The sequence below is a fragment of the Scytonema sp. UIC 10036 genome (genome assembly GCF_009725235.1).
Map to the genome: position 1 here is coordinate 131,752 of NZ_WJFC01000005.1, position 24,261 is coordinate 156,012.

The following is a 24,261-nucleotide window of genomic DNA, read 5'->3' on the forward strand; positions in this document are numbered from 1 at the left end:
CACAGCTTGAATTCGACAATCTTGCAATAACAGTGAGTTTGGGAGTTTACCGCTACCACCCGTCCATGTCGTCTTCAATTGCACTCGCGCTGCGCTTAAGAGTAACAAATCAACGATTGTGCCCATCTTACCGCTTGATAGTCCTGCAAGCTCATTGCAGATTCTTCAATCCATGCTGAAATCGCCTCCATCCCTGGAGAATCGCCATGTCCCCAGCGAGAACTGGGATTGTTCTGCTTTTCTGTATATTTTGCTACCCAATAATTATGGATTAATTCAGCATTCAGTAAATAATTCTCAACACAAGCACGGTGAGTGAGAAACATTGAGTTGCTCTGAATTAATGCAATATTAGCAGTCGGTTTAGCATCAAAATCGCGTCCTGCCCTTGGCAGCAGCGAAGCTATCGCGAAAAATAATATATCTTTGATTTGTAGGTTTATCTCTAGAAAAGTAACCTTGAGTAAAAACGGAGAAAGTAAATTTACTACCAGAGGGAACAATTGTAGGTTTATCCATTAAAATATTCTCAATGACTCGGTTGAGCAGTCTAAAATCTAAACTTGTTTGCTTACCCTCACAGAAAATAACTTTGCCACTAACAACACTCACACCTACACCTCTAACCGAATAATATATGCATCAGGTACTAATTGCTCCACATAATCAGAATGGGTTGTAATGATAAACTGATTGTTTTTCCCTAACTTGGGTAAGGCTCTTAACAAAGCCTGTTGCATGGGTGGATGTAAGTGCAACTCAATCTCATCAATAAGAATCACAGAATTGTGGATATTCCAACTCGCAAAGTCCATTAACATTGGAAAGACAGCACGTTCGCCCCCAGACATTTCAGAAATTTCATACTGATTTCTGCCATCATATAGATAAAACCAAGGTTCGCTCAAAATATCATCTAAATTCTCTCGCGGAATGGGACCAAGAAAACTACGTTCTGGAAAGACGGTTTGATAAGCTCGTTCGATTTCTGCATACAAATCCTTTTGTCCATGAGGTCGTTGATGAATTTTACCCAATTCAATATCTTGATGAAATTGTCGCCATTTAGATAACCGATCGCGCAACAAATCTTCTGTAATTTCCAACTGGCGATTGGGTTCTTCGCTCGTGAGACTTGTTGAAGTTCTCTGTTCTGTATACCAAAGAACTGTACCGACTTGCTCAAACACTTTCCATCCTTCATTTCGGCGCAATTGTTTGGCATATTCTCGTCCTTTAAATTGAAACAATTGAGCAGCACTCCCAGCAATAACACCTTCCTTGTTCCATCTAAGAGTTACATTGTGCTCTTCACCAGGAGGTTGCAAATCTCGCCCCATCTGGAGCAATTTCTGCTGAAAATCTCGCATAGCTTGCAGTTCGCCAGACGAGAATTGTACTTGTACGGCTACCTCAGGTGTCATACCTCCCCAGTTATTCGCGAGCAATTCATAATTAAATCCCGCCCATTCCAAATCGGAGATGTTTTCTAACCGTCCAGTCGCCGTACCTAAAGTTGCTGCAATAGCTTGCAACAAACTTGTTTTCCCAGAACCATTCATTCCAACCAGGACAATCGTATCTCGTGCTAACCCGGTTTCTGGCTCAGTGAAATCAAATACATAATCCCGAAATTTCTTAAAATACTTTAGCTGAACGGATTGAACTTTCATTTTAAAATCTCATTTTAGAGAAAAACAGCGATCGCCAGTTGTTTTTAGATGAATGAAAAAGTTATTTGACTCGAAGCCATCTGTAATTTCGCCTCAAGACTGCATCTTCTTTGGTTCTCCCTGCAAAATCCCAATAATTGTCCGCGTTACAAACTCCAAATCCTGAGGAACAGGATGCAGTGGTAAACATTCCACCACATGATGCGAGTTGCGATCGTAAAAACCAAATCGCCAAATTTCCCCAGTCGAAACTGCACCGTACAAAATCGGACTCTCACTTTCTATCCAGCGATCGAGCGCAATCAATTCAACAGCAAGCTGAGTAAAGCCTTTAGTCAAGTCCGATTGTTTTGCTTCAATAATCAGAAGATGACTTGGACTGGGAATATAGTAATCCAAAGAGCCTTTCAACCAATTGCTCACATTAAGAGTATACTCAATATTGATTGAATAATCTAAGAGATCGCAAATCCGGTCGATCAACGGAAAAATCAATGCCTCACGGCGGGCTTGTTCGGTAGTTGTATTCACCCGTTTCAGTCTGCGCCGCATACTGTGTGCGAGTTCAGCCAACCAATCTAATTCACATTGCGAGTAGGGGAGATCTTCGAGATCCGTGCGCTCAAAGGTACAGCCCAAATCTGCCAAAATATCTTCAGGTGAGTAAGGCAAATCAAAATACTTGCTAAAGGTATAGGACTCGTTTGGATCTAAAACCTTAGGCATGGTGTCGATCTCCTTACTAAAACAATAAGCCCATTCTATCGAAACCAGTGGGCGATAAGCCTTTATGATTAACGGAGTACAGTCGTATCGCGCTGGCAAACCTTAACATAAAAATAATGACAGTGTTGTGGGGTAGCGAAAAGCACGGAGGAAAACCCATATGAATGGCTGCTAAACTAGCGGGGGATAGGTGTCAAACTGATAGAGAACTGAGAGAAAAAAAGATGGAGAAATTCAACCCCGATTGTAGCGACGTGCCATCTGATGGATTTTCCGCTAACATAACCAACGAATTAAAATTTCTAGAGAATTTAAAGTATTGGCAAGTCCTTGTCAATGAATATAAGACTATTTACCTAAAATGCTTGGAATCAGAACGCTATATAGAATTTTTTGAGTTTTTGAGAGTCCCGGAAAGCATCTTTTTAACTTATGATTGGACAACTCCAGAATGTTTTTACGAATTAATAGGAGTCGTGCGGGTGCTATGTAGAATCAGAAATAAATATATTCTGCACAGGCAATATCCCCTACAATTACCGTTGATTGGAGAAATTCCACAGGATTTACTAGAAGGGATTGCCACAATTTACGAACGCACAATCAACGAAGGACGAAACAAGAGGAGATAGAAAAGATTTTATATGATTTTTGGATAACCCCAAGATATGCCGAAATTTTTCCGCGAATACCCTTGGAAAATCAGCTACTCCAGCAACACCCACAACACGATCGCTGATTTCTACATCCCTGCTTTAGAGTGTACCATCCAATACGATCGCAAAGCTGGTTTCTTCAGCAGTGCCATTTTAAGTAAAGTCGCCCGTGGCTTAGGTGCAATGCTACACAATCGAGGGCGAATGCGGTTAATCATGGGCTGTCAGTTTAGCCCAGAAGATTTACAAGCGATTCAACAGGGGTATGAACTCCGAGATGCATTATTAACTCGTCTCGACGCAGACTTAAAACCCCCAGAAAGCTTTGCCCAACTCAAACACTTTGAAATTCTGAGCTGGTTAATTCAGAATAACTATCTTGATATCAAAATTGCCATTCCCCTCAAAGAAAATGGACTTCCAGAAGAAAGTACACAGCAACTAGACCCACAGCATATATTCCATGAAAAAGTTGGCATTTTTACTGATACAAATGGCGATAAACTAGCATTTAACGGTTCCAACAACGAATCCATTGGCGGCTGGGAAAGCAACGTAGAATCCTTTCACGTTTATTGTTCATGGGAAGGAGGAAGGGAACTCGATAGAGTAGAAGAAGAAGTCGCGAGATTTGAGCAACTTTGGTACAACTTATCTCCCAACGTGCGAGTCTTTGAAGTTCCCGAAGCGGTACAGAAAAAGCTGTTGCGTTACGCCCCTGCTACAAAACCCAACTGGAATATCCAAGCTGAATTTGATTCTAGACCCCTGACAGAAGAATTCCCTCAACCAGAACCACAACCAGAACTCCCCACACTCTCCAGAGAAGAAAGAGAAAAAGAACAGCTAGTATTTACCCAACTTGCCAATATTCACGAGCATAAAGGCTGTTTAGATTTTTGTCTAAAATCAATACCCATTCAACCTTGGCCGCACCAAATTAAAATAGTCAAGCGTGTTGCTCAAAATTTTCCCCAAAGTTTTCTCATAGCAGATGAAGTTGGTTTGGGCAAGACTATTGAAACAGGTTTAATTTTACGCTATCTGCTGTTGTCTAAACAAGTGAAACGAGTCCTCATATTAGCACCAGCTAGCGTTCAACCACAATGGCTTGAAGAATTACGAGAAAAATTCAACCTCCATTTTTGGAGTTACACATCAACTGAATTTAAAGACCCCTACAAGCGTACCATCCCAGCTGCTGCCAACCCTTGGAATACCCAAGACTTAATCCTGGCTTCGTCCCATTTAGTGCGAAGAACTGAGAGAATGCACCAGTTGCTAGAAGCAGAACCTTGGGATTTAGTCGTACTAGATGAAGCACACCATGCACGCCGTAAAAGCCCCCAAGACCGCAAAGAAACACCCAACCGCTTACTAGAGTTAATGACACAACTGAAAGAGAAGACCAAATCCTTAATTCTTCTTTCAGCAACTCCCATGCAAATTGACCCGATAGAAGTCTTCGATTTGTTAAACCTGTTGGGATTGCAGGGACATTGGAGTTACGGCGATAACTTTTGCCATTATTTCGCCTCCCTGCAAGCGGCTGTCAAACAGGAAGTCATTCATTTTTGGCAAGTCATGTCCAGCGATTATTTCCAGCGTGGCGGACAACCTTGCCCCAGACTATCACAGTTCCTCACCAAGAAAGACCGCAATCTCGCTTACAAAATTCAAGACATTTGGCAACAGGGTAGAAAAATCGTCAATCACAAACAACTCTTAGCGGATGAAAAATTCATCAATACCTCACGCCAATACTTAACTCTCAACACCCCTCTCAAAGACTTAATGTTTCGCCACACCCGCGACACCTTACGACAATACTACCGCTTGGGACTGCTAGAACGGGATATTCCGACTAGAGTTGTGCAAGATAACGCCATTACCCTCGAACAACAACGGGAAGTACCCCTTTACGTAGCTGTTAGCGATTATGTACGCCATTTTTATCGGTTAGCGCAAAAAGATAAGCGTTCCTGCTTGGGTTTCTTGATGACTCTTTACCGCAAGCGTTTGACCAGTTCATTCTATGCAATTAAATCATCTCTGCAACGCCGTTTGGATTATCTGTTAACGCAACAGGGAAGCATTTTAAGTGAAGACGATTTAGCAGATATAGACGATGCAGAAGATGTCGTTATTGCTGGGTTGGAATCTTTTTTTGAACCAGTAGACCCTCAAGAAATTCAATATCTTGAAGAATTATTACAACAATTTGACAATACCGGAGAAGATACTAAGCTTTCCCGCTTTATTCAGATTCTACGCCAAGAGTTGACCGAACGAGAAAGCGCGATTATTTTCACCCAATACACGGATACAATGGACTATCTGCGGGATACTTTAGTTTATTTGTACGGCAGCCAAGTTGCTTGCTACTCCGGGCGCGGCGGAGAATTGTACCAGAATGGGGAGTGGTGTCTCGTTTCCAAAGAACAAATTAAACGCCGATTCCGCCAAGACGAAATTAAAATTCTTCTCTGCACTGAATCTGCGTCAGAGGGGTTGAACTTACAAAACTGCGGTGTCCTGATTAATTATGATATGCCTTGGAATCCCATGCGGGTTGAACAGCGCATTGGAAGAATTGACCGCATCGGACAAAGATATTCTACTGTACGAATCCACAACTTCTACTATGACGGCACTGTCGAAGCAAAGGTTTATCGGAAATTGCGCGATAGCTAGCGCTGCGGCGAAGCGCCGAACGCATCAACGCTTTTGCAACAGTTGTTGGTAACCTCCAACCAATTTTAGCACAAGTGCCTACATTCATTGAGCAAGCTGCCATGAGCGCCGATCCAGAAGAAGAGGATGTTTTAATGTCTGAATTTGATTTGGTATTAGACGCCCCACCACTTCGCCTAGCAATTGAAGACACCATCGCAATAGATTTAGACACTGACTTAGCAGAAATTCAAAAACCGCTCGTTCCCTCTCCCTTTACACCAGAAACCATCGAGCAGTTTTTCACATCCTCAACAATTTTAAAAGCCAATGGCGTAAAGTTTGAAAGAGAAAGTGAGGGGATTTGGCAACTGAATTACAAAAGCCAGAATTACACGGTTACTTTTTCCCCTAGTGTTTTTGATGAAATGCCTTCATTACGATTCATGAATTTTGGCGATCCTTTGTTTGAAGAATTATTGAACTGTAACAGGAGTTCTGCAAAAATGAAGAGCCTTAGTGACGAGGTAGCTTAGGTTAATTCCATGTTCTGAAAGAGCTAAGAGCTGCAATCGCCGAAGCGATAAGCGAGCGATTACGGCTATACTGCCGTATCGCTTGCATAAAATCATACACTTCCCAAGCGTAAATATTCAACTTTAATACAAGCATCCATCACTACGTTCATTCCCGCATCCAATGCTTTTTGTGCGGCTGCTTCATCCGATATACCCAGTTGCGCCCAGATTGTGTTGGCATTAATAGCGATTGCCTCGGTTACAATTTCACTTAAGTACTCAGAGCGGCGAAAGACGTTAACAATATCTATATGTGATGGCACTTCTTTCAAAGAAGGATAACTGGGTTGACCATCAATTTCTTGAACTTGTGGGTTGACGGGGTAAACAATATAACCAACCTTCCGTAAAAATTGGGCAATTTGGTAACTAGTACGATTTGGTTTATCGGAGTGTCCGACAACAGCAATGACTTTTGCACTGGTCAACACGTCGCGTATTGCACTGTCATTTGGTTTATTAAACGGCATTGTCGAGTCTCCTTTTAAAATGTTTTTTTAGATTCAATAGTATCGTCAAAGCAATAACAATACCCAGTGCTCGCCCATCTATAGAAAAATCAGATTTATAGAAACGAACGGTTCGGGAGAAATGATACTTACTCCTGATGCAGCACAAGAATTTTTTATAAGACAACAGCTTTCGAGTATCACCAAGCGTGTAAACTACCAAGTAAAATATAGATATTACTTACCAGTGGGAAATATGACAGAAACTAAACCAAATCCTACAGCTAGACGGGGACGGATATTCCCCGAAATTCAATGGACTCCAGAACAGCACGCACAATGGGAAGCTGAACGCCAGGAATTTCGCAAGCGCAGTCAAGTAATTTTTAACCGTGTCAAACCAGAATTAATGCAAACCCATTATAACTGGTACATCACAATTGAACCTGATAGTGGAGAATATTTTGTTAATCAGGATGAGATGGAAGGCGCTTTCTTAGCACATGAAAAATATCCAGGTGCAAAGTTGTATACTTTCCGTATCAACGAAACTGGGGTGTGCGGAACTGTATGATATCCGGCTTTTTTGGTGTTGAGGATGCTTTGTTTTTTGAAATTGACTTGATAGTCTCATCTGGTTTTGATTTGCCAGTTAATGCAATGTTCGATACAGGCTTTTCTGGCTACTTGGCTATAAACGGTCAAGACATAGATGGATTTGGCTGGACATATATAAAACAGCAGCCAATGTTTACAGCCAGAGGAGAAACCGAGTTTGACTTATATTTAGGTGAAGTACGAATTGATGGTCAAGAATTTCAGATTCCCGTGCATGTTGGCTCTTATTTAACAGAAGTTTTACTTGGTCGCCAATGGCTTACAACTAGACGACTTGTTATTGATATGCCATCAGGTGTATTGACACTAGGATAATAATTTAATAAATAGTATCCATAAGAAGAGCTAATCTGTAGGTTGTTGCGATACAGTAGTATAGCCGTTATCCCTAGCAAGCTCGCAATCCTAAGAAAAAACCCCAGTCTCGTCAGAGTTACCGGGGTTGTTCGATAATTATTTGTGTGCAAGGAAATTTATCTCTCAAACAGTCAACTATGCAGCAAGCTGTTCTAAATTCACTTTGACAACTTTGTTCTTTTCTTCCTCTTTTTTAGGCAAAGTCAGATTCAAAATACCATCTTTGTATTCAGCCTTGACATTAGTATTCTGAACTTTGACTTCTAAGGGAATGACGCGCTGAAACTTACCATAGTGAAACTCAGTCCGAGTTATGCCTTTTTCTTCGGTCTTAGTTTCAGATTTGCGCTCTCCACTAATAGAAACAGCGTTTTCTGTGACTTGAATATCTAAATCTTTGGCATCCATACCAGGAAGTTCTAGCTTGAGGTACACTGCATCATCTGTTTGAGTCAGTTCAGCGGCAGGAACTTTCACGAAGTCTCTTTCAAAGGGAACTCTTGTTTCTTCAAACAGGCGTTGGATAGCGTTTAGTTCAAGACATGGATTGTAACGAATGAGTGTCATAGGTATTATGAATAAGTAGAAATTGCGTTCTTGTTTGTTGGCTTTATATTCTTATGATATGGGTTGCATAATATTGAGTGATTCGGCTTTAACTACCTCGGAATTGATAATAACCGCATAAGAATTTCTAACTGTAAATCTGTGGAAATAACCGAATATTTGAGTTCGGTAAACAAGACTTAAAAACCTTCAATTTTACTTATTTGTTTGTCCGCTCCAGCTATCCCATGCTGCTCGCGCCACCCTTGCTATGACTTTTTCGCGTGTAGAATCGTCAGCCTTTGAATCTGAAACAAACACCGCTATGGCTAAGTGCCGTCCATTTGGCAGCGTAACAAGTCCCACATCATTTGTCGCACTCGTCAACCCGTTGACAGTCCGCGAACTACCAGTTTTATGTGCCACAACTGTTCCCTTTGGCAACAGTCCCTTGATGCGTCGTGGACCCGTAGGTGTCTGGGTCATCAATCGTAGCAGCAATGCAAGACTTGGTTTTTCTAGCCCGCGCCCGGAGTGAAGTGCGCGTAATAAAGTTACCATCGCCTCTGGTGTTGCCCAGTTACGATATTGCGCTCTTGGGTCTTGTCCTAGTTCCTTCTCTGTATTAGCAACGACTATACCATTGACTCCAAGGTTACGTAAATACTTGGTGACGAACTCCGGTCCACCAATAAGTCTTAACAGCACGTCGCAAGCCGTACCGTCGCTTTCAGATACCATAAATTGCAGCAAGTCCAAAACGCTCAATTCTACTCCCTGGGGATGGTTATCCCGAATTGGGCTATGCTGACGTGCTGTCACGAAATCGTTTTTTGTAACTCGAACTTTTTGCTCCAAAGAGAGCACTCCTCGATCCACTTGATACAGTACAGCCATGCCGATAGGAAACTTGTAAACGCTCTGCATGGGAAACTGTTGTTTTCCGTTGAGAGCAACTGATTCCCCTGTCTCGATCGCCTCCACTGCAACTCCCACACGACATGAAGGCATCACGAGAGATTTGTTCAATTTGGTCTTGCAGGGAACTTGTCACATGATTCGTCACCGATTGTTTTCCATCAGTGCTGCTGGGTGAGTCAGATGAGCGATCGCTAACATTGTTGGGTGAGCGCGATCGAGCAACCGATTGCCAACAACGATAAGCACAAGCTGTAAGACAACGTTTTTTTCATCATTCACTAACGATAGTGGAATTCGAGCCATTATGCATTATTGTTTCAACAGAAGTCACAATCTGCCCGTATGACAAAGTTGATGCACGGTTCGCTGTAGATGAAGGAGATTGTTCGCTTTCATATTGTAGAGAAGCGCACTGGCGGTACTTTTCCCGTGTACTACCAAAGATAGGCAAGTCCCAGCACTCGATATGCCATTGGTTTGCGAGCGGTTTCATATTGTGTACGTTAATGCTCGTGTTTCATGGAGAATAAGTTTGATATATCAACAGGTATTTGTCACCATGAGCAGGAAGAACCACGAGACGATTTACGGGACTGTTAATAGCAAAAAGCTGGATGAATTGCAACACAACTTTGATACCACCAAAATTTTGGCAGCTGTGGACACCATTGATGAGATTTGCTCAAGCATTTGCGATCTAGATGGGATAAGACTTGAATTGCGTGCATCTCCATTCAATGGCTCACACAATTATCAATGGGGATTCAACAATTAATGCACCTACGGGGACGTGTATTTGGGAAGTCGCTCAAGACTTAGAGCTACAAATCGATGATTTCGCCACAAAGTTAAATGGAATTTCGACAATGCTTGGAAGGCTTGGAGAACTTACACCGGATGAGGAAGATGAAGAGAACTTTGACTTTGATGAGTAAGTAATACAGACATCAACCACCTTACTAAATATGTATGAGTTGAGGTACAGATAACGTAAAGACAGTGTATGTAATCGTCACTGTTAGAGGCTCAACCTCTAACAGTGACGATATGAATACTATCGAGCTTGTATATTAAGAATTAGTGCTTTTCCAGTAGCAGAGAAATAGAAAAAATATGCATGAGAATGAAGAACGAATCTTGAATTCTTGGAACAAGAATGCTTTGTCTTGGACGCGGGTGATTCGTTCCCATCAAATTGAAAGCCGTGTTCAAGTTACCAATTCAGCAATACTAGAAACTGTTACTGAGCTAAATCCAACAACTTTTTTAGACGTTGGATGTGGTGAAGGATGGTTGTGTCGCGAACTTTTTGCCAAGGGAATTAATGGGTGGGGAGTCGATGCTTCTTGCGCTCTGATTGAAGCAGCACGGGAATATGGCGATTCTCGCTTTCTTGTGAGTTCATACTCCGAATTGGGAGTACAAAAATTCGGTAACATTGAACGTTTTTCTTGCTTTATTTGTAACTTCTCAATTCTCGGACAACGAGACTTAACTGATATCGCTGATGTCGGTCATCATCGTTTAGAGCCGAGCGGTCACATCATCGTTCAAACACTCCACCCATTAACCGCTGGCGGTGGAACTGAAACAGCAGATGGTTGGCGGGAAACTTTGTGGCAAGAAATTGGCAATGAACCATTTCATCCCGCTCCTTGGTACTATCGTACTATGGAATCGTGGATTGAAGGATTTTGCAATCGCAATTACCGATTGCTGAATTTACGAGAAATGTACCATCCGGTAACCAACAAACCTGTCTCAATCATTTTTGTTTTTGAACAACAGTAAAGTACTTCGGTCTGCAATTCAGTTGTTTCTGGGCTAACAACATTGCAGCAATATTAAGTGAAAAACTCCACGCGATGGCGACTGGCGATACGGATGGGTGCCGTTAAGCATAAAGGCTTATCGCGTGCAACGAGCATAAGCTAAGATTGAAGCAATATTCAGCTTGTTGGCAGTAATGAGTGATGATAATTCAATTAGAAAAATTCTGATTCTAGCTGCACATCCTTTAGGTACGGATAAACTGCGTTTGGATGAAGAAGCCCGCGATATTAAAGAAGGTTTGCGACAAGCAAGCGAGCGAGACCGATTCGTCCTTCACTCTGAATGGGCAGTTCGACCGAGAGATGTCCGACGAGCACTTTTAAACTTTTTGCCCCATATCGTTCATTTTTCTGGGCATGGAGCAGAGGATGGTGGTTTAGCATTTGAGAACGAACTGGGAAATATACAATTAGTGTCTCCAGAAGCACTAGCTGGGTTGTTCAAACTTTTTTCAGAGTCTGTAGAGTGCGTACTGTTGAATGCTTGCTACTCAGAAATCCAAGCTCAAGCTATTGCTCAACATATTAATTTTGTCATTGGAATGAATAGAGAAATTGGCGATCGCGCTGCCATTGAATTTGCCGTAGGTTTTTATGATGCTTTGGGGTCTGGGTATTCCGTTGAGACTGCCTACGAATTTGGTTGTAACGCAATTCAAATGGCATATCTCCTTATCTACTAAAAAGTTGGAACCCGAACCGGGTGACATGATTAGAAATCGTCAACTTGTTTACGAGCGGGCAGAGGAAATGGCAGCGTTGTATCGCGAACAATTGTTAGCTAAACAACAAGGTCAAGCTGCAGCACTTGCCGTTGAAGAAGAAATTGCTGTTGTTGCTGAAGAAATACCATCAGTAACAGCAGAATCGAATGAAAGCCATTTACTGATAATAGAAGATGACCAAGGGCGTAAAGAGTTTACTTTGGATCGTCCTACTTACTCTATTGGTAGAGATCGGGAGTGCGATATTCGCCTTGTGTCACAATTTGTTTCGCGCCGTCATGCCACTCTCGTTAGGCTACCGCATGATGATAAAAAACGGGGCTATTATTACCGAATCGTCGATGGCGATGCAAAGGGCAAAACTAGTTCCAACGGTTTGATGATTAACGGTCGCAAAATTCCAGCCCACGATCTCAAAAATGAAGATGAAGTTGTTTTTGGTCCGCAGGTTCGTGCTATCTACTACCTAGTCCGGGATACCATGAGGGCTACAGGACAAACCGATAATGCTGAGTACAATATTACACTTATAAATGCTGGCATGACCGAGGATATGGAGGACTAGTTTGAAAAAGGGAGTGAGAAATGTTCGTATTATTATCACCGCTCCTGATGATGCCAAAGAAGCAGCTGATTTTCTATGCTCGACAATTCGTTGCTGCAGCCGAACCTTGTTCAGTGCCTTAAAGAAAAATTCGCTACTTGTCGGCGCTAGCTACGTATAGACAAGTTCATAAACATAGGACTTATCTCCCTTTCGACTGACCCAGATACCAGCAGGTGGAAAAGAACTTTCTTGCTGCTCCACGGTAACTTCCCAAGGAATTCCAACAATTTCAAGCTCTGCGTCAACGCATACCCAACCGCGTCCATTAACTAGAGTTACCCAAATGTCGAGGTCTTCACGTTTCCATGCTAATTGACCTTGGAATGGTTCGCAAGAACTGTAGCGATACACAACATCGTCAAGAAGGCGTCTAAGCTCAAAGCTTCTACGATTATTCATAGACATTTATATACCTCAAATCGTTGTTAACAAATTATTCATTAATCCTCTGTTAAGTTAATTGATATTAACTAGTAATGCACCATCTATTAAAAGTATCATATTTTTAGTGAAATGGTATAAGCGCTTAATAATCACCGGATGAGTGTTAATAGTTCAAAACGACATGGAATGTAGGTTAGAATGGTCAGTAAAATTGAAGCATAAAATGATTAAGCCTAAAAATGTAGTAGATCGCGGACACGCAATAGAAAAAGTCGGTCATGGTAAAAGAGCCGTATTTAGAACAATTATCAATGAAAAAGAGTGGTCTGCTATCACACCAATCAGAAGTTAAAACAGCCATTGATGTTTGGATTGATGAAGGAGTGGAGCCGGAACGGGATAACTAAGAAGAGCCAAGCGAGAGTTGATTTTCTAGGAAGCAAAACCAACTTGTTATTTCATGCGCTCGCTCAGTTAAGCGAGTTCTTTTACGTTTAAGAAATACTATGCTTTGAATCATAATGTGAGAAAAATTATGAACCATAAATCGAGAATGAGTTAACGCAATTTCGGGCTTTCTCACCAATCACAAAATCAAACTTTGCATTTATATATGAGAGAGAGTTGAAATTTTGAAGCATAATTAGAGAATGAGTTGAAAAAACACAATTGGACAAAACTTGTACAAAAAATCTCTGAAAAAATTGCCCTAACTTAAACTTTCAATTCAAAATATGGTTCAAATGCCCATGTTATGGTTCAAAACTTTTGTTTTAGTAGATATTTGAGTAAAAATAAAATATTTCATTGGACAAGCGAACGCTTTGTTGTTGGGCGATACGCGAAGCGTAACGGCTAAAGCCGAATCGCCTACTTAAATCGTAGCTGAATAATAATGATAATAAAACCAAAAGGAGAGATACGAGCGACGCTCGTAGCCCTCCTTTCATCTTCTAAACGATAATAATTATTAGTAAAAAACTCGAATATTAAAAGTGAAGTATAAACTGGAATACTCATTTCTGAAGCATATCATGAGTTAAAGTCTCATTTTTTAGTTCAAATCACAAATACGGACAGTCAGAAAAATTAAGGCAACTCGTTTCATGTTAAGGTACAACGGTTTATATGTTACATTTTATGAAGATGAAGAATACAGAGCTTTATGCACGAGTTGTTTGAGATTATGAACTTTCAGAAATATCCTTTGTTGCGATCGGCAGAAATGCTGGTGGCTTAGTACTGGGATGATGAAGCATCGGATGCCGTCCATCAGTGCTTAATTTAACCCACCTCTATTTGGTAAGGCACGATCGCTCTTAAAACAGAATATTTGATGGCACCCGTATCATTTGTCATCGCATAGATGCCTTCTGAACTAATCAGAAACTGCGCCCAATGCTTTGAGGGTATTAATTTCTGCCTCTGTCAGTCCTTTAACACCTGTAATATTCATGTGTTCGTAAGGTCTTTCGTGCTTAAGTGTTTTCAAGCACGAACCTGTTTTAAAATCCCAAAGCCTTATTGTATCATCATGACTAGTACTTGCTATAGTTGTGCCGTAAGAATTAACTGCAATAGACCAAACAGAACCAAAATGGTCCTTTAGAGTTCTCACACATTCGCCTGTGTCAATATTCCATAATTTGATAGTTTGGTCGTAACTGCTACTTATCAAAGTTTGGCAATCAGGATTAAAAGTTAGAAATTCAACTGTATCTGTATGCCCTCGAAAAGTTTTGATATATTCTCCAGTAGAAAAATTCCAAAGTTTTATCGTACAGTCAGAACTGGAACTTGCAAGCATTTTTCCATCAATACTTAATGCTATCGAATATAGTTTATCCGAATGTGCTTGTACAATTTGAATGCATTTGCCATCACTAACATTCCATAACCTGAACGTAGAATCTAAACTACCACTGACAACTATTGTACCTGAAGGATTGAACACAACCGATTGTACTATGTCAGTATGTCCAGTGAGTGTTTTCAGACAATTCCCATTACGGGTATCCCATAGTTTGACCGTGTTATCGAAACTGCCGCTAGCTAAAATTTCCCCATTAGAACTAAAGCAAATTGACCTAACATCGCTACTATGCCCCTTTAAAACTTTTAAACATACACCTGTAGCTGTATCCCATACCCTAATTGTTTTATCCTTACTAGCACTCGCAAGGTTTTTACCAGTAGGACAAAAAGCAACCGACCATATATTATTGGTATGCCCAAAAAAAGTTTGCAGACACTGACCGTTTACTACATCCCATAACCCGATCGTTTTATCCTCGCTACCGCTAGCTAGTTTTTGACCATCAGGACTAAAAGCTACTGACCACGCACTGTAAGTATACCCTTGCAAAGTTTTCAGACAATTACCATTTCTAAGATTCCATAATTTAACTGTTTTGTCTTCACTTCCACTCTTCTAGGATTTGACTATCATGACTAAAAGCGACTGAACGAACCAGACTAGTATGTTCTTCCAGAGTAGTTGTGCATTTACCTGTGCTAATATTCCATAATTTAATTAATTTATCGTAACCTGCGCTAGCAAGCAGTTGTCCGTTGTAACTAAAGGCAACAGATGACACCCTAGCAGTATGCTCGTGTAGAATTCTCAAGCATTTGCCCGTCTTAACTGACCATAAACGCACAGTTGAGTCAGCAGAACCGCTAGCAATAATATCGCCATCCATACTCCAAGCTACAGAACATACCAAATCAGTATGTCCTTGTAAAATGTTAATACATTTACCAGTGCTTATATTCCAAAGGCGTACTGTTTTATCAGAACTACCAGTAGCAAGAATACATCCATCATGACTAAAAGCTACTGACATTACACGGTCAGTGTGTTCTTGAAAAATCTGTAAGCACTTGCCAGTTTTAACATCCCATACACGCACTGTTTTATCAGAGCTGCCACTAGCAAGAATACATCCATCAGGACTAAATGCTAATGACCGTACCCCACCTATATGTCCCTGTAGAGTTTTTCGGAATGAAGATGTTTTGACATTCCATAAATATATTATTTTATCTTTGCCGCCTGTAGCAAAAGTAGTGCAGTCTGGATGAAAAGTAATTGACGATGCCCAAGGGTTATGTCCCTTAATACTCAAAATTTCTTGCCCGTCTGCCAACCTCCACGCACGAATTTGACCTTTATCGTCTAAAGCTGCTAATAGCTTGCGGTCGGAGCTAAATGCGACTGAATTAATCCTGCCAAAAGTTTGAGTAAAAATGCAATCAGTAAAAGTTACTTCAGTAAAATTAGTCAGATTCAGGGCTGCATTAGAAAAATCAGCAGCCGCAATTACCGTATGAGAAAGATTTTTACCTTTTAAAGCCGTCTTATCAACATTCACTACTAATGTTGCCGCATTCCCCCCAACATACCTCACTTCACTCTCACTTTTCCCATGCGTCGCCTTAATGATACCAACGATAGACTCAAAAGCCTCCGCATTAATCATCGGCTTCATTAAATCCATCACCGCTTTTGTCAAAGGTGTCTTACCAAAAGTCTCTCGCAACTTCTCCAAAGACTCACTAATAAAACTCTTTAAGGGTGCCCTAGTAACACCCACATTTCTTTGAAAATACTCAGACCATGTATAAGAAAGCGGTGCCTCCCAAACTAAATTTACCTGTTCACGCGCTAACTCAGTAAAATCTTCAGCTAATGCTCCCAATTCTGCTGCAAATTTGTAAGCCACAAAGAACTCTAACAAAGAACGATGGGCTGGAGTGTAATCGCCATCAGCATTGCGGATAAGCATCGTCTGCCCCATCATGTCATAATGCCAGTGGTCTAAATCTTTTTCTTGACAGCCAAATAAACGCCTAATCCGGTCAGGGAAAAACTTATAATTGAGGCTCATCTGGTTAGTTGAGAGCATTTCCCAAGAGAGTTCGCACAAGAAGTAAAGCTTGTCTGCCAAAGAGGTAAAAGTGCGTTCTGCTTTAATATCCCGTTCCATCTTGTGACGCACGGCATACAAGTAAACTCGCGAGATATCTACAGGTAACCCGGCTTCGATATCTGGCAGTGCTTCTAGGATTAACTCCGTCATCACCGGACGACGGGCTAAATCTAACAGTTGGGGATTGCCCACCACTTGCTCTACTGTATCGGGGGAAGCTTGGAATGATAGGACTTGTTTGATTTGGTGGTCGTTAAATTTCTCTAGTTCTAAAACTTCAAACTGTGGTGTCTCTCCTGTTAAATTGGCAGTTGATGCTTGAAGTTCGGCATTAAGCAGTGCTCTCCCTTCCTTCGCTTCTGGAAAGTGTTCGGTACGGCAAGTCAAGATAACTTTAGAACCAGGAACAACGACCTTTGCTAACTCCCAAAAGTTGTTAATCATCTCCTGGCGGTCAACACGAGCTGCCATTTCATCAAATCCATCAAAAATCAGTAGCAGCTTGCCCATGCGGTTGAGTTGCTCGAATACCGAATAACCGGGCAAAGGAATTTCGTACTGTCGAAAGAAAAACTCAGAAAACAGTGACTCTACGCTGACTGCTTTGGCATAGTCACGCAAGGGAATGACCAAAGGCAAGCGAGGAAGCTCAGTTCCGCGTTTTTGAGCATCTTGATAGCGCTGCAATGCCACCCAAGCATAATGCAGAGCAAACCAAGTTTTACCAGTCCCGAATTCTCCTAATATGGAAATATGCTCCTTAGCAGGGTCATCTAACCAACGGTCAATATAACCGTCAATCCCACCGTCTTCCCCGTCATATCGGCTGGTTGCTATTTGGCGCTTGGTAACGGGGTCAATCTCTTCCTTGGTGCAAGCAAGAGGAACGTATTTTTGGTCTATTTTCCGACGTTTCACTTCTGCTTCTAACCATTCAAGATACCCGCTGAAGTCGGCATCTTGCGCTATGAGTTCATCAAAGGTGTAGCATCCCAGGTGTTGATTTTCTTCCTTTTGGACTTCGTTACGAGCCGCCCTTGAAATGCGACGGGCTGTAACCAACCAACCTTCATCCGTGCGTTGTTGTTCTACTGAAGAGCTTAACGCGATCGCATCACTGAGCTTTGCTTCTCCGGCAATCCCGCGTATGAGAATGCGGTCATATCGATTGCGTCTGACGGGAATGTTAATAATCCACTCAAAATAATCTTGTTCCCAAACCTCATACTTCTCGAAACGGTAACCCAGGGTTTCAAACCACCCCCGCATTTGTTGTGCAAGAGCTATAGCCCTACAATTGTTTTCTGGTATAGTGCTACCTGCTGGCAGTGCTGGGTAATTTTGGGAAGCCAACCTTGCCATCTCGGTGCGAATTCCTTCGAGAGTTGGCAGCCTGTCTAATTGTTCGGTAATAGCTGCAATTCTTTTGTGCAAAGAACCAATTTGCTGGCTTATAAGTGTATCGGATGGGGTACGGCTGCGCTTGGCAACTTCAATAAAAACAGTGGCAAATGCTGCAACTTCTCGTCTAATGTCAAGCCCCAGGGTTTTGATTTCATCCCCCAAAGCATAAGCACCTACAAATGTATCGACTTCAGAGAGGAGGATTGAGGGGTTGTTGTGGTCTAAGGCTTTGCGAAATGCTTGTTTTATTTGCTCGTGGCGGAAAAGTTCCAGGAAGGGTTTTGGTTTGCCAACACCGTACTCTACCAAGGCATAGGCGTAAACTCCACTAAAATCAGCAGGCGGATGCTCTGGAGCGAGGTTAAATTGATTGAGTAATTTGATAACAGTTTCATTGCGCTGCAACTTATCTTTAATCAGTGGACTGGCGATGCCAGAAATCGCATTAATAATAGCGTCAAGGTTAAGTGGTATCACAGAAATGCCCCGTTCGTTTCTCTAATTTACGTCTTTTTCGGTCAATTTGGCGTAAAAAAAGCTTAAGATATAGGCTGTCTTGTACGGAGTCAAAAGTTAAATTTCCAAGTAACTACATTGCTGTCTGGTAGGATTCCGGATTTTACTTGAAAAATTATGTTAAGTTACTTTAATGCGTATGTACTAGAGCGATAAGCCGCAAGATAAGGCAATAAGAGCAAATATTTCAGTGTCATGGCAAGCGATAAGCTTTGCGATAAGCACGCTTGTGCGGCTTGCGCTGTCATGCGATAAGCGCTCTTTCGGCTTGCGCTTCGCGATCGCACTTGTGGACAGATGCAATATGTTTTGTACTTCGTTATCAAAATGATATGGGAGGATGATAAGTAGAAATGTTACAGCAGATTTCAACTTGATGAAGTCACATCGAATCTGCCGACCTAATTCGCAAGCAAACGGTAGAGCCAGACGCACACAACTCTAGTTTTTTTGTTATTACCGACCAATGAAGGTGTAAGCTTTAACACCTGCTCTTATCAGAGTTATAAGTCATAATACGTCTGTTAAAACCATTTTGATAATAAGATGAATCGTTATCCACTTCTTCACAAACCTAAAGGCGATTTTAGAACCCTTCCACAGGTGGAAACCTCGGTTATTGGTGAAGGTCACTACATCCGTGCAGATGGCAATGGTTACGGACACGTTATTCTTCAGTTAGAACCGAATTCACATCAAGATGGATGTTTTATGCTGTGGTCGGTTACCCAAAACCAAAGCCCAAACATGAATTGTAAATGCTTAATTACAGAGTATTATTTGCAGTCTGTTTATCGGGGTTTGTGCGAAGCGATTGCTGAAGAAGTAGAGAATTATCGCTACACCCAATATGTACCCTTTCCCTACCAAAATACAAATGTGAGGATCGTAGGAGGCTCTTACCATCCCATTGATTCAAGAGCTTCTTCTTTCCAAAGAGCGGCTTATATTGCTTTAGCACAGGCCATTTCACAGTTGCCGGATAGCCCTTTGTACTTGTAAGAAATTCCCCGATCGCAACCGAGAAGGTGTGTCAATTGAGTTAGCACGAGCTTTACTCCAAGTCTTTTATTACTACTCCCTTTCCGATGTAAGATATGCAGAAGAACGCTCGATTCTACTAAACGAGCATAAGTATTTTTACTAGCTCGTAACTTCATCCAAGGTGTTAACAATTGTGTGTTTTTTAAGAACTTGGCGTAAAAATTCAAAAGCAGGCTTACACGTTCTCTACTCAAGAATTTACAAGCTCTTGTTGAATTAACTTTTTCATTCTCTTTCTTTGCTTTCTATAATTTTTTGATTTGAGAAAACTTCCCATTTTGGAGCGATCGCTGTTAAAGTGCATATGACTTTCTGCTAAGAACGAGCCTTGCTTTATCATCAATCCATTATATGGACACTCATCATATCCACAATTGTGTTTTGAATACTCTCCGAAATTTCTATGTTTTATCTTTTTCTCTTTCAGGATTTTTTCTTGATTGACTCGGATACCTTTCCATATTTCTTTTTCGTCTGCTACTGTCAGATTTTCTCCAAGCGTCTTTAGAGAAAAATATGTATAAGGGTCTTTCAACTGTAAAAATTCAAAACTCTTTTGAAATTGTTTATTAGCATAATCTCTAATTTCGATTTTCCGATCTATATCTAACTTTTGGGTTTCAACAAGAGAGCGAAATAATCCCAGTGTGTTCCAATCTGAAAACTTTTTATGGTTGTCTATTATATGTATATATTCACTGTAAGTAAGAAACGTGAATTTTTGCCCTATTTTCATCTCTAGAGTTTGTGGATTGATTTCAAGATAAATATTACCCGAGCTAAACTGGTAACTATCTACAAGTTAATAAATCGTCATTCCATAAATTTGTCCACGCTGCAGCAAAACATTTGCTATCCGTGTCTTAAACCTCAGTCTACAAGGCATCTATCTCCATCGCCTGCATAAAAGAAAACCTGTATATGCTTTGACATCCACAGGTAGCTTTCAGTATTGTGTAGCGTAAGTTACTCCAAATATTTATTAATAAAAGCTTGTTAAATTATGCTGTCAAGAGTGAAAAGCGATCTGCCGCTATGCTGTAGCGAAGCTATCGCTCTTCCCATCCTGCCCTCAGTGCGAAGAAAGCGCATAGCTCTTGGTAGCGAATGGTAACAACAGTCCTACAATCAAAACCAAACTAAGGGGATGCGGGGATAACCTGGAGACTTGAGGCAGAGTAGATGGAGAGAAATACTACGTCTTGGGTTCCCTCATTAACTGCACCGTGAACTTGCAATGGTTCGGCGATATCAATCTGTCCGGCGGAAATAATTGTCTTTTGTCCGTCGCCAAGATAGTAGGTTAATTCTCCCCTGATGACAATCCAAGTATCTTGTCCATCTGGATGAGTGTGGGCAGGTACTTCTTGACCGGGACGTACACCCCAGACAGCAATGCTCGAATGTGGCGTGATGACTATTTCTGTAACCGTTGCTTTCTCAGGTGAAAAGCGAACCAATTGTTCAACATCAAATGTGCGGTTTTGGGGTGCGGTTATGATATCGCTCATTGTCATCTCTATAAGATTTGCAGCTATTAACTTATCTCACTCATAGTATCTTGAATCCTCCAAGCCTGCTTTGGATTCTGATTTCTGGCGCTTATGCAAAGCATTCTTTGTAGAAAAGATGCGCTTGTCGATCGCACGTTGCGAGCTACCCAACCCTCCTTGCTTTGAACTAACTCAAATTTGACAGGCGTACCAGCTGATATGGTGCGGTAACCCTCTCCTGGGATAGCGGTGAAGTTAAAGAAGACATCCTCACCACCGTCATTTCGGCTCTTGCGTACTTAGCGTGCTAAAATTGTAAAAAAATAAGCTTAAAACTATTGCTGGGCTTGGCTTACAGCTATTATTAGTTTCAAAATGTTACTCCTTGTTAAAATTGAAATTATAAGTGCCTGTAAGCCTTGTAAATACAAGCATACTTGTAGATTTTAATGAAAATTTAGCACGCTATGTACGAAAGAACCATCAGTTCTCGTTTCTCGTCACATAGAAATGACACTTGTATCTTCAATGGTATCGTGTAAAAGAGCGCATTGAACTGCTAAATTACCGTCCCGTTCTGTTTCTACATTGAGAGCAGCAATGATTTCCATGCTGACAAAACTTAGGTGTTGAATGTAAGAGATTTCCGTACCCGGTACTTTTTGACCCAAGTGTGCGAGGGCAGCCAATCTATAGGTTTTGATATAAGTTTCTTGCAACCAGTTTTGTTTCATATATGATTTGGTGGAGCTACTACTATTATTGCTTACAACCTTTGTTTTCGGTGCGAGACGGATAGTATTGTCATCGAAAAACCAGCTTGCTCTTCAATTGTTGCGAAGTCAATCCAGAAACAGGCATTGACAATATTGTAACTAGACTCACAATTCCGATGGGTCTAGTTACAGGGCTAATTTTATTGTGGTAATGTTTGATTAAATAGACACGGAAGCTTCTTTGGTTTGCGCCAAATATAAAGTACCACCAACAGAAGTTATTACCGGAAGAAAGGCAGAGGCTTGGTTGCAGATGGCAGATGGAAAGATTTTTTATTTTTTAAACAAAGGTAAGTCATCTGTGCTCTGCCATATGGTTTAAAGGCACCATTATTTATTTATGGATAAAAATAAAAACGTAGTAACTTTATTAAATCCCCTAAATAAATTTATCTATGGGGATTCCATAAATGCCCTCTGCCCTCGTACTTCTGCCTTCTTAAGCACGAACATACAACTCAACCGCGATCTTATTGGCTGTGGCGTAGACTAGATTGAAATTAAAGTAGACGATGTAGATTGTTGGTTTGCTACTCGCTACTTGAGAAAGGCTGTTAAATCATCGAAAATAGTGTTTGTCAAGTTTTGATTCCAATAAGCAAGACTGTCAGCTTGCTCCTTGGCTGTGTGTGCTAACCCAAAAGATTGTGCTTGGGTGATGAGTAGCTCTTTCCATGTTACCTGAGTGACTATTTTTGCTACACCCATTTGAGAAAGTGCCAGAGCATTAAGTTGTTCTTCTAAATGCCTGGGTAACAATAGCTGGGGTATACCTGTCAACAAGCAGGCAATAGAAGTCGTTAAGCTTCCGTGATGAATTGCTAAAGATTTTCCTGCTAGTGCCTTGTCGAGAGGTTTAAACTCACATTCTGGTTGAAGAGTTTGCAATACCAACTGGCGGTAAGAATAATCATCACCCAAATAAGCCCAACAAGGACCGTCAGCACGATGCAAGTGATTGGGAATTGGTGTGATGTGAGAACTGACATACTGTTTGCGCTCGCGTAAGTACCTATAAGGATCTAACTCGGGAATACTGTAGATGAAACTGCTATCCCCATTCAACAATTGTCCGAGAGTCATATCTGAGTTGACGACTTTGCGAACGGTATCGCTTACCTGTTCTTGGCGTTGAAATGATTCGGGAGGTGCGGGAAATTGTAGGATGGGAAAAGTTTCAACTGGCGGTGGAACTGTAAACCCCCCTCCGATGACTACTGTTGGTATACTGTTGCGAGCGGCCAGCACTAGGCTAGGAGCATAATCAGCAACAATCAATTTCGGCTGAACCTCTTTGAAGATATTTTTCCAAGCCAGGATTTGCGATCGCAATCGGTCAATACTTCCAAAGCCAAATGTTTCTAAAATGTCTGCATAGGTATAAGAGCAAACTCGTCCGGAGAATGGTAGGGGTGGAATGGAAATTCCTACCCAAGGAAAGTCTATGCCCTTAACTTGATAGGACTTCAAAGCAAAGACGGGTGTCACTCCCATTGAAACGAGCATCTTAGCAAGTGCTGCTAAGCGATGAATGTGTGCTTGACCGCTACCTAGTTCCCATCCGAGCAATACTTTCATGTGCTTTTCATCTGCTTAACTCAGGAGAATTTTTTTCTTAGGAGAATTTTTTTTTTAGTGTAAACTAGCTTCAGTATCGATTCTAAATGAAGAAAGGGTCATGAATACTACCATTAGAAGAATTGGAATCGCAGTCACAGCAGGCAGCACAACACTTTTTCCCTTGGGATTTCTCCTGATACAAAGCCCTGCATATGCAGCACTACTTGAATTCAATTTTACAACACAACAGGGAGGAACTGGTTCTTTTGTTTTAGATACATCTGTGAGTGATACATCGCCCGATATTCTACGCGGTACATTTCCGAGTGCTATTTCTAACTTCACTTTTAGTGGGACTAGACCAGCAGCTTCTAGTGGGGGGCTAATAGTCACTACAACTGGTTTTCCAGATCCTGGTATTCAATTTAGAATAAGTTCAGCGGCTTACGGAGGACCTTTTGAACCTTCAGGAGGAGGCGGACCAGTATCACAACTTCTTCTTAATTTTTCCTCTCCTGACGATCCGAACTTTCTGCCCTCATCTCCAAACCAATACGTAATAGAATCTTCACAAATTGGTGCTATTCTATTTAATACTGGTGGCTCTCTTAGGGAAGACATTAGTAGCGTAACTATTCGTTCAAAATCCATTCCCGATCCAACGCCTACACTTGCTTTGTTGTCCCTTATGGCTCTAAATGCCATCTTTAGCTCTTCACAAAAAAAGGTCGTTAAAAACCGCCAAAAGTCACAAACTAAAATCTAAATGAATGATGTCATAACAACACCAA

At 41.3% G+C, this 24,261-nt stretch carries 26 protein-coding genes and 2 pseudogenes; 13 read left to right on the forward strand and 15 right to left on the reverse strand.

Translation table 11 applies throughout. The features are described from left to right. Positions 1-95: 95 nt before the first annotated feature. From F7734_RS63080 to F7734_RS04565, 4 genes are all read right to left on the reverse strand, one after another. Positions 96-326, reverse strand: coding sequence for a hypothetical protein (locus F7734_RS63080; RefSeq protein ID WP_243146682.1), 231 nt, complete (start codon positions 324-326; stop codon positions 96-98). 43 nt (positions 327-369) lie between these two features. Then, positions 370-612 (reverse strand): hypothetical protein, encoded by a 243-nt coding sequence (locus tag F7734_RS63085; protein ID WP_243146683.1) that lies wholly within the window; start codon positions 610-612, stop codon positions 370-372. Positions 613-614: 2 nt separating this feature from the next. Next, positions 615-1,673, reverse strand: coding sequence for an ATP-binding protein (locus F7734_RS04560; protein ID WP_155743577.1), 1,059 nt, complete (start codon positions 1,671-1,673; stop codon positions 615-617). 93 nt (positions 1,674-1,766) lie between these two features. Then, complete coding sequence (locus F7734_RS04565) at positions 1,767-2,399, reverse strand: hypothetical protein (RefSeq protein ID WP_155743578.1); 633 nt, start codon at positions 2,397-2,399, stop codon at positions 1,767-1,769. A 164-nt stretch (positions 2,400-2,563) separates the two neighbouring features. On the opposite strand from F7734_RS04565, the gene F7734_RS04570 reads away from it, so the two are divergent. From F7734_RS04570 to F7734_RS63090, 3 genes are all read left to right on the forward strand, one after another. Continuing rightward, positions 2,564-3,031 (forward strand): hypothetical protein, encoded by a 468-nt coding sequence (locus F7734_RS04570; RefSeq protein WP_155743579.1) that lies wholly within the window; start codon positions 2,564-2,566, stop codon positions 3,029-3,031. A 36-nt stretch (positions 3,032-3,067) separates the two neighbouring features. Next, on the forward strand, positions 3,068-5,749 hold the full coding sequence (locus tag F7734_RS04575) for a helicase-related protein (protein WP_243146684.1): 2,682 nt from the start codon (positions 3,068-3,070) through the stop codon (positions 5,747-5,749). Between the two features lie 74 nt (positions 5,750-5,823). Beyond that, complete coding sequence (locus tag F7734_RS63090; RefSeq protein WP_347566127.1) at positions 5,824-6,264, forward strand: hypothetical protein; 441 nt, start codon at positions 5,824-5,826, stop codon at positions 6,262-6,264. Positions 6,265-6,356: 92 nt separating this feature from the next. On the opposite strand, the gene F7734_RS04580 is transcribed toward F7734_RS63090, so the two are convergent. Next, entirely contained in the window at positions 6,357-6,776 is a 420-nt protein-coding gene (locus F7734_RS04580; RefSeq protein WP_155743580.1) for a CoA-binding protein, read from the reverse strand. A 235-nt stretch (positions 6,777-7,011) separates the two neighbouring features. Between F7734_RS04580 and F7734_RS04585 the strand changes: the two genes are divergently transcribed. Together F7734_RS04585 and F7734_RS04590 are read left to right on the forward strand one after the other, a co-directional pair. Continuing rightward, on the forward strand, positions 7,012-7,329 hold the full coding sequence (locus F7734_RS04585) for a hypothetical protein (RefSeq protein WP_155743613.1): 318 nt from the start codon (positions 7,012-7,014) through the stop codon (positions 7,327-7,329). Then, positions 7,326-7,688 carry an aspartyl protease gene (locus F7734_RS04590; RefSeq protein ID WP_155743581.1) on the forward strand — a complete coding sequence of 121 codons (363 nt, stop codon included), beginning with the start codon at positions 7,326-7,328 and terminating at the stop codon, positions 7,686-7,688. The genes F7734_RS04585 and F7734_RS04590 overlap by 4 nt, the downstream gene beginning before the upstream one ends. A 177-nt stretch (positions 7,689-7,865) precedes the next feature. On the opposite strand, the gene F7734_RS04595 is transcribed toward F7734_RS04590, so the two are convergent. The 3 genes from F7734_RS04595 to F7734_RS04605 form a co-directional block, all read right to left on the reverse strand. After that, positions 7,866-8,297 carry an Hsp20/alpha crystallin family protein gene (locus F7734_RS04595; protein ID WP_155743582.1) on the reverse strand — a complete coding sequence of 144 codons (432 nt, stop codon included), beginning with the start codon at positions 8,295-8,297 and terminating at the stop codon, positions 7,866-7,868. Between the two features lie 195 nt (positions 8,298-8,492). Next, positions 8,493-9,305 carry a class A beta-lactamase, subclass A2 gene (gene bla / locus F7734_RS04600; protein ID WP_243146685.1) on the reverse strand — a complete coding sequence of 271 codons (813 nt, stop codon included), beginning with the start codon at positions 9,303-9,305 and terminating at the stop codon, positions 8,493-8,495. 33 nt (positions 9,306-9,338) lie between these two features. Next, positions 9,339-9,500, reverse strand: a complete 162-nt coding sequence (locus F7734_RS04605; RefSeq protein ID WP_155743583.1) for a hypothetical protein — start codon at positions 9,498-9,500, stop codon at positions 9,339-9,341. Here F7734_RS04605 and F7734_RS04610 point away from each other — a divergent pair. The 5 genes from F7734_RS04610 (at position 9,485) to F7734_RS04630 (ending at position 12,319) form a co-directional block, all read left to right on the forward strand. Beyond that, positions 9,485-9,727, forward strand: coding sequence for an ASCH domain-containing protein (locus F7734_RS04610; protein ID WP_347566128.1), 243 nt, complete (start codon positions 9,485-9,487; stop codon positions 9,725-9,727). The two genes, F7734_RS04605 and F7734_RS04610, sit on opposite strands and share 16 nt — an antisense overlap. Before the next feature lie 207 nt (positions 9,728-9,934). Continuing rightward, a complete protein-coding gene (locus F7734_RS61710) occupies positions 9,935-10,132 on the forward strand; it encodes a hypothetical protein (protein ID WP_207714012.1) in 198 nt (65 codons plus the stop codon). Positions 10,133-10,310: 178 nt separating this feature from the next. Beyond that, a complete protein-coding gene (locus F7734_RS04620) occupies positions 10,311-10,988 on the forward strand; it encodes a class I SAM-dependent methyltransferase (RefSeq protein WP_155743584.1) in 678 nt (225 codons plus the stop codon). A gap of 175 nt (positions 10,989-11,163) precedes the next feature. Continuing rightward, positions 11,164-11,712 (forward strand): CHAT domain-containing protein, encoded by a 549-nt coding sequence (locus F7734_RS04625; protein WP_155743585.1) that lies wholly within the window; start codon positions 11,164-11,166, stop codon positions 11,710-11,712. A gap of 25 nt (positions 11,713-11,737) precedes the next feature. After that, a complete protein-coding gene (locus F7734_RS04630; protein WP_243146686.1) occupies positions 11,738-12,319 on the forward strand; it encodes an FHA domain-containing protein in 582 nt (193 codons plus the stop codon). A gap of 150 nt (positions 12,320-12,469) precedes the next feature. Here the strand turns inward: F7734_RS04630 and F7734_RS04635 are convergent, their stop codons facing one another. Further along, the gene (locus tag F7734_RS04635) at positions 12,470-12,766 is read right to left on the reverse strand and encodes a hypothetical protein (protein WP_207714013.1); all 297 of its coding nucleotides are present in this window, start codon (positions 12,764-12,766) and stop codon (positions 12,470-12,472) included. A gap of 202 nt (positions 12,767-12,968) precedes the next feature. Here F7734_RS04635 and F7734_RS65070 point away from each other — a divergent pair, with 202 nt between their 5' ends. Further along, the gene (locus tag F7734_RS65070) at positions 12,969-13,097 is read left to right on the forward strand and encodes a hypothetical protein (protein ID WP_279239660.1); all 129 of its coding nucleotides are present in this window, start codon (positions 12,969-12,971) and stop codon (positions 13,095-13,097) included. A gap of 1,026 nt (positions 13,098-14,123) precedes the next feature. On the opposite strand, the pseudogene F7734_RS04645 reads toward F7734_RS65070, so the two are convergent. Beyond that, a pseudogene (locus F7734_RS04645) lies at positions 14,124-18,558 on the reverse strand (NACHT domain-containing protein). A 585-nt stretch (positions 18,559-19,143) separates the two neighbouring features. On the opposite strand from F7734_RS04645, the gene F7734_RS04655 reads away from it, so the two are divergent. Beyond that, positions 19,144-19,599 carry a hypothetical protein gene (locus F7734_RS04655; RefSeq protein WP_155743588.1) on the forward strand — a complete coding sequence of 152 codons (456 nt, stop codon included), beginning with the start codon at positions 19,144-19,146 and terminating at the stop codon, positions 19,597-19,599. A 232-nt stretch (positions 19,600-19,831) separates the two neighbouring features. Here the strand turns inward: F7734_RS04655 and F7734_RS04660 are convergent, their stop codons facing one another. The 5 genes and pseudogenes from F7734_RS04660 to F7734_RS04680 all read right to left on the reverse strand — a co-directional run bounded on the left by F7734_RS04660 (position 19,832) and on the right by F7734_RS04680 (position 23,488). Then, a complete protein-coding gene (locus tag F7734_RS04660; protein ID WP_155743589.1) occupies positions 19,832-20,377 on the reverse strand; it encodes a hypothetical protein in 546 nt (181 codons plus the stop codon). 403 nt (positions 20,378-20,780) lie between these two features. Then, a complete protein-coding gene (locus tag F7734_RS04665) occupies positions 20,781-21,152 on the reverse strand; it encodes a cupin domain-containing protein (protein ID WP_155743590.1) in 372 nt (123 codons plus the stop codon). 26 nt (positions 21,153-21,178) lie between these two features. Further along, a pseudogene (locus tag F7734_RS65075) lies at positions 21,179-21,415 on the reverse strand (cold shock domain-containing protein); the annotation flags it as partial. 219 nt (positions 21,416-21,634) lie between these two features. Further along, on the reverse strand, positions 21,635-21,868 hold the full coding sequence (locus tag F7734_RS04675) for a hypothetical protein (protein ID WP_207714014.1): 234 nt from the start codon (positions 21,866-21,868) through the stop codon (positions 21,635-21,637). A gap of 579 nt (positions 21,869-22,447) precedes the next feature. Continuing rightward, entirely contained in the window at positions 22,448-23,488 is a 1,041-nt protein-coding gene (locus F7734_RS04680) for a hypothetical protein (RefSeq protein ID WP_155743591.1), read from the reverse strand. A 100-nt stretch (positions 23,489-23,588) separates the two neighbouring features. Between F7734_RS04680 and F7734_RS04685 the strand changes: the two genes are divergently transcribed. Then, positions 23,589-24,236, forward strand: coding sequence for a hypothetical protein (locus F7734_RS04685; protein WP_155743592.1), 648 nt, complete (start codon positions 23,589-23,591; stop codon positions 24,234-24,236). Positions 24,237-24,261: the final 25 nt, after the last annotated feature.

Bases quoted from the DNA above. Each gene is read 5' to 3' on its own strand.
- F7734_RS63080 (WP_243146682.1), bottom strand. From the start codon at position 326: ATGTTTCTCACTCACCGTGCTTGTGTTGAGAATTATTTACTGAATGCT.
- F7734_RS04560 (WP_155743577.1), bottom strand. From the start codon at position 1,673: ATGAAAGTTCAATCCGTTCAGCTAAAGTATTTTAAGAAATTTCGGGAT.
- F7734_RS04565 (WP_155743578.1), bottom strand. From the start codon at position 2,399: ATGCCTAAGGTTTTAGATCCAAACGAGTCCTATACCTTTAGCAAGTAT.
- F7734_RS04570 (WP_155743579.1), top strand. From the start codon at position 2,564: ATGGCTGCTAAACTAGCGGGGGATAGGTGTCAAACTGATAGAGAACTG.
- F7734_RS04575 (WP_243146684.1), top strand. From the start codon at position 3,068: ATGCCGAAATTTTTCCGCGAATACCCTTGGAAAATCAGCTACTCCAGC.
- F7734_RS04580 (WP_155743580.1), bottom strand. From the start codon at position 6,776: ATGCCGTTTAATAAACCAAATGACAGTGCAATACGCGACGTGTTGACC.
- F7734_RS04585 (WP_155743613.1), top strand. From the start codon at position 7,012: ATGACAGAAACTAAACCAAATCCTACAGCTAGACGGGGACGGATATTC.
- F7734_RS04590 (WP_155743581.1), top strand. From the start codon at position 7,326: ATGATATCCGGCTTTTTTGGTGTTGAGGATGCTTTGTTTTTTGAAATT.
- F7734_RS04595 (WP_155743582.1), bottom strand. From the start codon at position 8,297: ATGACACTCATTCGTTACAATCCATGTCTTGAACTAAACGCTATCCAA.
- F7734_RS04605 (WP_155743583.1), bottom strand. From the start codon at position 9,500: ATGGCTCGAATTCCACTATCGTTAGTGAATGATGAAAAAAACGTTGTC.
- F7734_RS61710 (WP_207714012.1), top strand. From the start codon at position 9,935: ATGGCTCACACAATTATCAATGGGGATTCAACAATTAATGCACCTACG.
- F7734_RS04620 (WP_155743584.1), top strand. From the start codon at position 10,311: ATGCATGAGAATGAAGAACGAATCTTGAATTCTTGGAACAAGAATGCT.
- F7734_RS04625 (WP_155743585.1), top strand. From the start codon at position 11,164: ATGAGTGATGATAATTCAATTAGAAAAATTCTGATTCTAGCTGCACAT.
- F7734_RS04630 (WP_243146686.1), top strand. From the start codon at position 11,738: ATGATTAGAAATCGTCAACTTGTTTACGAGCGGGCAGAGGAAATGGCA.
- F7734_RS04635 (WP_207714013.1), bottom strand. From the start codon at position 12,766: ATGTCTATGAATAATCGTAGAAGCTTTGAGCTTAGACGCCTTCTTGAC.
- F7734_RS65070 (WP_279239660.1), top strand. From the start codon at position 12,969: ATGATTAAGCCTAAAAATGTAGTAGATCGCGGACACGCAATAGAAAAA.
- F7734_RS04655 (WP_155743588.1), top strand. From the start codon at position 19,144: ATGAATCGTTATCCACTTCTTCACAAACCTAAAGGCGATTTTAGAACC.
- F7734_RS04660 (WP_155743589.1), bottom strand. From the start codon at position 20,377: ATGAAAATAGGGCAAAAATTCACGTTTCTTACTTACAGTGAATATATA.
- F7734_RS04665 (WP_155743590.1), bottom strand. From the start codon at position 21,152: ATGAGCGATATCATAACCGCACCCCAAAACCGCACATTTGATGTTGAA.
- F7734_RS04675 (WP_207714014.1), bottom strand. From the start codon at position 21,868: ATGAAACAAAACTGGTTGCAAGAAACTTATATCAAAACCTATAGATTG.
- F7734_RS04680 (WP_155743591.1), bottom strand. From the start codon at position 23,488: ATGAAAGTATTGCTCGGATGGGAACTAGGTAGCGGTCAAGCACACATT.
- F7734_RS04685 (WP_155743592.1), top strand. From the start codon at position 23,589: ATGAATACTACCATTAGAAGAATTGGAATCGCAGTCACAGCAGGCAGC.